7 protein-coding genes and 1 pseudogene are annotated in these 9,405 nt (G+C 45.6%); 1 reads left to right on the top strand and 7 read right to left on the bottom strand.

Annotation, left to right across the window (positions count from 1 at the left end):
- Positions 1 to 214 (top strand): annotated as a pseudogene (locus KKC1_RS16320) (IS110 family transposase); the annotation flags it as partial.
- A gap of 164 nt (positions 215 to 378) precedes the next feature.
- On the opposite strand, the gene KKC1_RS09845 reads toward KKC1_RS16320, so the two are convergent.
- The 7 genes from KKC1_RS09845 to KKC1_RS09815 all read right to left on the bottom strand — a co-directional run bounded on the left by KKC1_RS09845 (position 379) and on the right by KKC1_RS09815 (position 9,296).
- Positions 379 to 1,875, bottom strand: a complete 1,497-nt coding sequence (locus KKC1_RS09845) for a sodium:solute symporter family protein (RefSeq protein WP_088554281.1) — start codon at positions 1,873 to 1,875, stop codon at positions 379 to 381.
- Positions 1,876 to 2,207: 332 nt separating this feature from the next.
- Positions 2,208 to 3,695, bottom strand: coding sequence for a sigma-54 interaction domain-containing protein (locus KKC1_RS09840; RefSeq protein WP_088554280.1), 1,488 nt, complete (start codon positions 3,693 to 3,695; stop codon positions 2,208 to 2,210).
- A 696-nt stretch (positions 3,696 to 4,391) separates the two neighbouring features.
- Positions 4,392 to 5,234, bottom strand: coding sequence for a histidinol-phosphatase (locus KKC1_RS09835; protein ID WP_088554279.1), 843 nt, complete (start codon positions 5,232 to 5,234; stop codon positions 4,392 to 4,394).
- Between the two features lie 25 nt (positions 5,235 to 5,259).
- Entirely contained in the window at positions 5,260 to 6,303 is a 1,044-nt protein-coding gene (locus KKC1_RS09830) for a CehA/McbA family metallohydrolase (RefSeq protein ID WP_088554278.1), read from the bottom strand.
- 21 nt (positions 6,304 to 6,324) lie between these two features.
- Positions 6,325 to 6,882: a COG2426 family protein gene (locus KKC1_RS09825; protein WP_088554277.1), complete on the bottom strand. Its 558-nt coding sequence runs from the start codon at positions 6,880 to 6,882 to the stop codon at positions 6,325 to 6,327.
- A 15-nt stretch (positions 6,883 to 6,897) separates the two neighbouring features.
- Complete coding sequence (locus KKC1_RS09820) at positions 6,898 to 7,971, bottom strand: uroporphyrinogen decarboxylase/cobalamine-independent methonine synthase family protein (protein WP_088554276.1); 1,074 nt, start codon at positions 7,969 to 7,971, stop codon at positions 6,898 to 6,900.
- Positions 7,972 to 8,027: 56 nt separating this feature from the next.
- Positions 8,028 to 9,296, bottom strand: a complete 1,269-nt coding sequence (locus tag KKC1_RS09815) for a M20 metallopeptidase family protein (protein ID WP_202820027.1) — start codon at positions 9,294 to 9,296, stop codon at positions 8,028 to 8,030.
- Positions 9,297 to 9,405 lie beyond the last annotated feature (109 nt).

Below are 9,405 nucleotides of genomic sequence, written 5' to 3'. Positions count from 1 at the left end.
CGGTAATTATTACTTACGGTACTACCTCATTGAAGCGGCTAATTCCGTCCGGGTGCGGGAGCCGGAATATGCCGAGTTCTACCGCAAGAAATTTACCGAAGCCAGGCATCATCACCATAAGCGCTCCCTGGTCTTGACTGCCCGCAAGCTCGTACGCATGGTCTTCACGCTGCTGAGTGAGGGCCAAATTTATCGGCCAAGGAGGTTAGGATAAATATTTCTTTTCAACTTACTTTTACTGTTTGAGCTGGTATTTTCTGTTTTAGCTTACCGGCTTGGTTTCTTGTTGCCTTTTTACATTTTGAGACAATAAAATTTCCAATTCACCCTCTTGACATTTTACCGCGAGTCTTTTCAAACAAACAACCTCAATCATCTTTAATTTTTCACTGTAGTTTTATGGTCGGTATCAATCTTTTCCGCCCTAGCCAACGTCATAACAAGCATTACTGCTACACCAATCAGGGTGGCCCAGGCGCCAGAAGCCATGACACTTTTTTCCAAATGGCCGAAGTAAATAATTAGATAAGCCGAAACACCACAAATCATGGATGTTATTGCAGCTTTAGCCGTAGCCCTTTTTGGCATAAAAAGGCCGATAATTAGCGGTCCCAAGGTTCCGGACGCTATGCCAGAAATACCAATCCAAATAAATGTTCCGAGAAATGCCGGCGGTTTGACAACCAGCAAAGCGGCAATTAATCCCACCAACCCTGTAGTAATTCGGCTGATTTGCAAGGCTTTTTTATCAGCCTCTTCAGGTGATAATTTTATAATTCCCCGGCGTACCAAAAACTTACGGAAGATGTCATATCCGACTACTGTTGACAGCACTACAATTAACCCGTCGGTTGTACTTAATGCCGCAGATAAGATAACCATGGCCAGCAAAGCACTAACTATGGGTGGGAATACTCGAGCCACATATTCATAGATTGTATGATCCGGAGCTTTCGGTGCTAGGCCAAAAACCCGGGCATAAAAACCAGTAAAGATTACCAGCATAATTAAGAATGCAGCTATTAAGTAGGTAATAATCATTTTTCGCAGCTCTGAAGCACTCCTCAATGCCAGCACCTTGTTAAACAACTGCGGCTGCGCGGCAAATGCGTATTCGATGATGAACACGCCCACTACGGCAGATACAGCATAAAAATGGGCTGATTGGGGATTCAAAACCGCGGTCAATTCCGGACCGGCCTGGTGCAGCACTCGGGTAGTTTCGTTAAATAGAGTCCCAAATCCTCCCTCGGGGATTAAAAATAAACCAGAAACAAAAACGGTAATGCCCATCAAAACCATTAAAACGGCTTGAAAAGCGTCGGTGTAAACGTCAGCAACAGTACCGCCTGCAAATACGTAGGAAGTTACAATAATGGTAATCAAAGCCAAACCCACATTATACGGCAAGCCAATTAAAACGTTAAACATATAAGCGCCGGCACTAAGCTGGGCTCCCACATAAAAGAGGTTAAATATAAGGATAAGGGCCGTGCCCAAACGGACAAAATCACTGCCGTAAAACTCTCCCAGCCAATCGGCCAGAGACTGGGCTTTCAGTGTTATGTTTGCCTCGCGGGCTTTGCGGGCAAAGGTTAACACGCCGAGGGTGGAACCGCCAAATATAGCAAGGAAAACCCATAACGCCGAATATCCCCAAGCATAGGCCCAACCTACATAGCCCACAACCGTTGCAGCACTAAAAAATGTGGCGGCAAAAGCAAGACCGGTAACGTAAGGACCCAGCTTCCCTCCACCGATGGTAAAATCCTTTATGGATGTGGTCTTCTTAGAGCCTAAATAACCCAAATATAAAACAATGGCAATATAAATTGCTAGTGCTACCCAAACGTAAATTATGACTTGTTGATTCATTGACATGTCCCCCTTTCGCATATTTTATTTTTAAGCTAATTTTTTTCATGAATTTTCACACATAAATTCATTCACCCCCGATTTATTAAATTGAATTAATATTTTTTGGATAATTAATGCAACATTTATGCCAAAAGAGGGTAGATCTAATTCTACCCCTTAGAATTTTTTGGGTCTTAAAATAAAAAACGTCCTCAAAAAGTGCCGAGCACTCTTTTTTGAAGACGCCTCTATTCCTTACTTGCTATTCTTTCTAACTGTTATCAAAATTTGATGTCAAGAGAAGATATTGAATTAAACAAAATCTCATTATGCAGGACACAAGCTTTAACCTACCTTTTAATATCATGAAAAAAATTCAATATTGAATTAAATAAATTATCGAAATTTATAATTGAATTTTTTAGGAAAAATTTCTTCACAGCTATTGAGGGACCGGCCTTAAGCTTGCGGGCTACGGTAGGTTGACTGACGCCCAAGATTTCAGCCACAGCGTAGGTATTTTTATAACGCTTGTAAGCCTCGTAAATGATCTCATACTCAATACTATTTATCAGCTCCTTTAAGGATAAAGTGGATCCAGTAGAAACTTTTACCGTACCTTTTCTGATTGTCTCAGGTAGATCGCCTATATCGATAATATCTTTATCGGTAGTTACCACCAAGCGTTCAATAATGTTTTCCAGTTCCCGTACATTACCGGGCCAAGTATAGCTGGACAAAACCTCTACAGCCGCCTCGGAGATTCTTTTCACAATTCCATATTTTTGATTGAATTTGTTCAGAAAGAAATCGACAAACAAGGGAATTTCTTCTATCCTTTCACGCAGGGGGGGAACTTCAATTGGCACCACATTTAGCCGGTAATAAAGATCTTGACGAAATTGCCCTCTGGTTACTAATTCGGAGAGGTCTTTATTTGTGGCCGCAATAACCCTAACGTCCACCCTTCTTGGCGCAGTACTCCCTATTCTCAATACTTTCCGCTCCTGGAGTACTCTAAGCAATTTAACCTGAAATTCCAAGGGTAAATCCGCAACTTCGTCGAGAAACAGTGTACCGCCATGGGCAGCTTCCATAAGACCAGCTTTACCTTCCTTGTTTGCACCGGTAAAAGCTCCTTTTTCGTAACCGAAAAGCTCTGACTCCAATAATGTTTGCGGAATAGCACCGCAATTTATGGCAACAAAAGGTCCGCCTGATCTCTTACTCAGCTTGTGTATTGCCTTGGCTACAACCTCTTTCCCCACTCCCGACTCACCGGTAATCAGCACTGTGGTATCTACTTGCGCAACTTTCTGCACCAGTTTCATTAAGCCTTCCATCTTTGAGCTACCAATAACCATCATCCGTTCTTTTAACAGCTGCTCACAACGGACACGTGCCAATTCCTGCCGGTATTTTTCTACGACAGTTCGGGCTTTCTCTAGCTGTTTCTCTAATTCGGTTACTTCAGTAATATCCTTAGAGAAATTTACTACTCGTACGATTTTCCCCGTTTCGTCAAATACGGGGCTGGAGAACACAAACAGGCGCTTGCCTGGTTTTGTCTCCTGAAACAGTGTCACTGGAGACCTGTGTTCAAGGACACGTAAAGTGGCTGAAGGAAAAAATACCCGCTTTCGTTCTAATTCTCGCACATTTACGCCAACAAGCTCGGATTCACTATAACCGAAAAGCTCCTTGCTCGCCGAACTGACCATTAGCGTATCACCGTTACCATTGCTGACATATAAAACATCATAATTATGTTCTAAAAAAGTTGTTACGTCCACGTCTTCCGGCAGTTTTTTCAAACTATTTTGAAATTTGAAGTCCATTTTGTCCCCCCTTCCCGTTCCCGTTATTATTAACTAGTATTGTATGTACTGCGTCCCGGTTTGTCAACAGGCCAGGCCACATTTGTTCTAGATGGACCAGAGTTTCGTTCACAGAAGTTTAAGAAGTTGAAAAAGGTATTGAAAAAGGTGGGTATTCCTGAGGTATTATTGGTGTGGTACAACAACAAAAACGCCCCGAGGGAAGGACCCACCTAATTGGTAGTGCCTCCTATTTGTCACCACTTTAAGTGTAGCATAAGAACACCTCCCAATCACTATCCTGACCGGGAGGTTGTTTTTGTATGCAAAACAAATATTCTAAGGGAGGTAAGCTTGCTTACCGAGAATCCCAGGAGCCAAAATCTGTATCCCCCAGCACAATTCCTATAACACCCAAGACCTCTGCTCGGCCCAAGTTGCTCACTACGAACAAGAGACTCACCCTACATCCGGCAGGAATAAAAAATTCATTATTGTAAGGAAAATCCTTTCCCAAACAATATCCCCGCAATAATTATCCCGCCCAACATAAACTTCGTACGCGAGGTGCCAAGCCGCGTAGAGATAACAAATTTGTCATTTATACCCTCCCAGCATAAGATCCTTTTAACGCAAAGAAATTATATGTGAATAACAAAGAGCAATTAAACCGCACCAGAAATACGATTTGTCCTGCAAGTTGCCCTGCCCCCTTTTTCACCCTGCTATCCGTTCAATGCTCCTACGAGAGAAAGTAACCACCCCTAAACCTAGTTTATGTATAATTTCCTTTCCCCGCCTGATTCCCTGTCCCAGCTCTTTCAACCGGTGGGCATCTGACCCCAAGGTAAACAGTTTTACACCTTTATCTGCCGCCAGTTTAATTAAATCAATTGAAGGAAAGGACTGGTCTATTCCCTGCCGGAAACCAGAGGTGTTTACTTCTATCACCATTCCCCTCCGGGCTATAGCTTCTAACAGCTTTTCCGCTTGCGGCGGCACGGCACAAATTTCTTCTGCCGGATAATAGCGTAATCCGTGTCTTTTATATACATCCAAGTGAGCTACCGCATCGTAAAGTCCCGACTCTACCAGATCCCGTAAAATATCAAAATAATCGTCCCATAATTCCCAAACTTCTTTTCTTTCAAAGTAAGTAAAACATTCATTCCGAGAGGAAATGGCAATATGGTCCAGCGAATGCACTGCTCCCAATACAAAATCAAAAGGGTAGCTTTCTATAACCTGGCGAAGATCACTTTCCCGTTCCGGTATATGGTCCACTTCCAAGCCGACCTTGACTTTCAAGTGGTCTTTAAAACGGTGGGCTGCCCGACGTACAGCATCAAAATAAGGAGTCAGCCAGTCAGATGTTATCGGCACCAGCTTTCCTTCCACCCGGGCAAATCCGTCAATTTCCTGGCGGCAGGGATCACTCTCATAATGGGGAGTAAAACAAATTTCCTCAAATCCCATTTCTACCGCTTTCGCACAGTATTCCTCTACCGTTCCCTCTGCATCATAAGAAAAATCAGGATGTATGTGATAGTCGACCAGCATTACGACAGAAACTCCTTTCTTGGCATTAGCTTCTTATATAGACAGGGTTACTAAAAATCCAGGGACGCCAGGCAAATCTTCGCCACCCGAATACTTCTACCCGGTAGACCCCCGGTTTTTTACAGGTATAAATCACTTCCTGTGCCGTTTCTTCCCCTATAGCCTTTCCGTTCCACACAAGGCGAACTCTAGCTCGTAGTGGCAGTCTCACCCGTAAGGTAACTTTATCGCGCAAAGAAATTTCATCCCCCATGATCACCTGATCCGCGCCATTATCAGCTTCCAAACGGAAACCACGGGCCCAGTGATAAAAATCAAAAGCTATAAAACAATGTCCCGCTCGAAGACTGTCGTAAACAAGCTGCTTGTCTCGTTCCAAGTTTTTAGTCAATGCTTGGGGTACTAGCAAATGGGTGTTAACCGTTCGAAATAAAAATTCATAAGGAAAAACAGTTAGTTGGAAAGGTCCAATCCGGGGCTTAACCGCGTGGGCATCAGAAGTACCGATACCTACTACTTTACGCTTCTGACAAAGTTCATCCCAACGGGCCAAAACTTCCGGATAAGGACCGGTAATGGCCGCATTGGGATTGAACAACAGATAAGCACCTCGAAAAGGGGATGTAATACCGTCTCTCCACTGGGAACAATAGTTCCAGATAGCGAGACCAGTATAGTCTTTAACCCGCCAGTCCTGCCACACGTAAGCGTGCCCCTTGAAAAGGTAAGGACTTCCTTTCTCATAAGGGTGCGCTAGAAAACCAATACCCCCCTGCCGGTTAACGGCATCGATTACCTGTTGGGGCTCCTCGGTATTATTTGCCACTTCTTCGTAAACGCCGTAAGAGAGATAATGGTGGTAACGGTCATTGCTTTCCATCCCCACCAGTACTAGCACATCCCCGTACCAGCCTTCTTCACCGTTTTTCAGCCCCTCCAAAGTCTGGTGGTCGTTAATGCCTACCAGATCAATTCCCGCCTTCCGGGCCGCTTCAGCTATCTCGGGTATGGTGGCAGACCCATCGGAATAGCAAGAGTGGACATGAAGGTTGCCCACATATTCGTACACCGTTTTCTCCTCCTTTTTCCATCAGCGCCTGCGACCGCTCAGAACCACGACCATTATCACACCTGCCACTACCCCTAGCAATAACCAGATATTGTATGCTGCCAGTTTGAAAGCTCCGACGCTGGCAACGACCACCACCAATCCTGCCAAAACCATACCGCCTACAATGGCGGGAAAAGCGTAACGAAATCTTATACCTAAAAGAAAAGCCAACAGGCATCCTGTCCATACCCCTGTTCCGGGAGCCGGTATGCCAACGAACAGCAGAAGACCTAGCGATCCGTATTTTTGAATTTTTTCCCCTTTCTGTCGCGTGCGTTTAAAAAGAACCGCCAGTAATCTTTCAAAAAAACTGTACCTGCTGAGCCAGCGTGACCATGGCTCTAACAAACACAGCAAAGGAATTACTGGCACAAAATTTCCGGCCAGAGCCACCAGTAGGACGCTTAAGGGAGATAATCCCAAAGCTATTCCTATGGGGACGGCCAGACGCAATTCGGTTACCGGTAACATGGACAGGAAAAACACTTGCCAAAGAGGATGAACATCTTTTAACTGATAAATTAACCATTCAGCCATGAAGTAAAACTCGCCTCACTCGTCTCCCCTTAACTGCCGTGCTACTTCTGCGTTTAGCTGGTAAATTTTTTCCGCCATTTCAGGTGTTAAAGTTCCGGTACCACAGGCGGGGGTAATGAGGGTTTGCCGCGTGAGAATCTCAGGCGAAATCCCGCGCTGGGTTAACATTTCCTTTTGCTTTTTCCATAATTCAACTAAATCAGAAGCTTTTTTTTCCAAAACAACCTCAGAAGTAGGAACTATTCCCCAGGCTAGAACGCCTCCGTTTTCCATAAATTGTTTGATTTGCTGGCTGTAAGCCACAATCGAATCAAAGTAATTGTAAGCGTCAAAGCTTATAACTTCGAATCCGGCTTCTATGAACAGGGACCAGTCAATACCCGTGCAGGAATGGGCTCCCGGAATCGCACCGGCTGCCCGGATAGCTTCTACTATAGGCGCTAAAACTTCCTTTACCCCATCCCGGGTAACGGTTATGAAACTGGACGACCCATAAGCATAAACCCCCGGGTCATCTACAAATATAAACACCGGCAACCGGAAGGCCTTCAGTTTTTCCGCCTGCCAGCGAGCCTGGACCGCTAAAGCCCTCGCTACCATATCCCTGAGCTGCGGGTCATAATAGGCCGGCTTGCCCTTCTGGTCTTGTAAGTTAAGAGCCACCGTGAGGGGACCGGCTATCTGGCCTTTAAGAAACTTGGCCCGCCCCGTACCTTTTTGTCCCAATCTTTCTATAAACGCGTAAAAACCTTCCGCTGCATAACGGGGAGTAGCAAAACGTTCCAGGGCCTCTTTTTCTCCTTCATCCGCCGCCAGGTACAGAGTATAAAATTCTGTCAGGCGGTCGGCCCAATCCGGCTGTGAACTGTCAAAATGGGGCTGCCGTTCACCGGTTTCCACAATTAACCCCATCTCTACCAACGGATACAAGTATTGAAAAACAAAATGCTCTTGTTTTCCCCGTTTGGGAAGTTGAGGCCAGTGAGGAATTTCGGGAAGTTTCTCCTCTATCAGCTGCAAGGCCGATGAGGTCTCACGGTACGGTAAACTCCCGATGGCAGTGGCTAAAAAAGGGGGAGAAAATTGCATAACCTCATCTCCTTACTACTATTATTATTTATTGTCGTGCCTCTACAAATCTTACTTCAATTACTTTCTTCATTCAACCCCTGCCGTCTTAAAAAATCTACAGCTATCTGGGCCAGTATAGCCGCACCTACCGGCAATGCTTCCTCCGCAATATCGAATTGCGGATGATGCCACGGGTAGTTCGGGCCTTCTTTTTTAGCAACTCCTAAGTGGAAGAAAGCTCCAGGCACGCGCTGGACGTAATATGCAAAATCTTCTCCGCCCATGGAAGGCTGCTTAATGGGAAAACATCTTTTACTGCCCACTATTTTTGCGGCAGCCCGGCGTACCAGTTCTACCATCTGAGAATGGTTAACCACCGGGGGGAATCCTCTTTCGTACTCAAAGGAACACTCGGCTCCAAAAGCGGAGCTCACTCCCTTGATCATCTTTTCCATCAGCTCAGGTATTCTTTCCCGCAAGCTTGGGTCAAGGGTGCGCACCGTTCCACTAAGTTTGACTTCCCCGGCAATAATGTTGCTCTTAGTTCCCCCGTGTATGGTACCGATAGACAATACCACCGGTTTCACCGGATCCACATACCGGCTGGGAATAGTCTGGAGAGCCTGAATAACATGAGCTGCCACTACTATGGAATCCACTGTATGATGAGGAGTTGCCCCGTGGCCTCCTTTGCCTTTAATAACCAGCTTAAACATGTCAGCAGCGGCCATTACCGTTCCTTCTTTTAAACCAATAGTCCCTGCAGGCATTAATGGGTTGACGTGCAGGCCAAAAATACCTCCAACCTTAGGCTTATCTAAAACCCCTTCCTGAATCATCCCTTGGGCGCCACCCGGCGGAGATTCCTCACAAGGCTGAAAAATAAATTTAACTCTACCGGGCAAGCGGTCCCGCACTTGGCTCAGCAACATCGCCGCTCCCAATAACATGGCCGTATGGGCATCGTGACCGCAGGCATGCATGACTCCCTGGTTACGAGAAGCAAACGGTAGTCCCGTTTTTTCTTCTAGCGGTAGAGCGTCCATATCCGCCCGCAGAGCAACAACTCTACCGTCTTCCTGTCCCTTCAAAAGGCCTACTACACCTGTTTTGGCTATACCTTCAGTAACTTCGATATTAAGTTCTCTCAAGGTTTCCGCTACTAGCCGGGCCGTCCTGTGCTCTTCGAAGCCCAATTCCGGGTTCTGGTGTATCTGTCGCCGCAGCCTTACCAGCTCCGGCAACAACTCCCGGGCCATACCGAGAAACTGGGGAAATCCGCTCATATTCCTTATCCTTTCCAGCACATAATAATTTAAAAGGTCTAATTTAGTTTCATTCAACAGCGTGGCTTCAAGTCCTGCAACTTCACGACAGTTTTATTGCGCTTTAGGCAAGGCATACTCCGTGACGACAGCCCTAATCAAGGCTTCCTTGCCTGAATTCCCTTTC

Source organism: Calderihabitans maritimus, from assembly GCF_002207765.1.
In the GTDB taxonomy this organism is placed as follows: Bacteria; Bacillota; KKC1; order Calderihabitantales; family Calderihabitantaceae; genus Calderihabitans; species Calderihabitans maritimus.
Note: the sequence above shows the minus strand (reverse complement) of the source record. Positions and strands in the feature narration are given on the sequence as shown.

What these genes read in the sequence shown, in the direction of transcription:
- KKC1_RS09845 (WP_088554281.1), bottom strand. Translation starts at nt 1,875, where the DNA reads ATGAATCAACAAGTCATAATTTACGTTTGGGTAGCACTAGCAATTTAT.
- KKC1_RS09840 (WP_088554280.1), bottom strand. Translation starts at nt 3,695, where the DNA reads ATGGACTTCAAATTTCAAAATAGTTTGAAAAAACTGCCGGAAGACGTG.
- KKC1_RS09835 (WP_088554279.1), bottom strand. Translation starts at nt 5,234, where the DNA reads ATGCTGGTCGACTATCACATACATCCTGATTTTTCTTATGATGCAGAG.
- KKC1_RS09825 (WP_088554277.1), bottom strand. Translation starts at nt 6,882, where the DNA reads ATGGCTGAATGGTTAATTTATCAGTTAAAAGATGTTCATCCTCTTTGG.
- KKC1_RS09820 (WP_088554276.1), bottom strand. Translation starts at nt 7,971, where the DNA reads ATGCAATTTTCTCCCCCTTTTTTAGCCACTGCCATCGGGAGTTTACCG.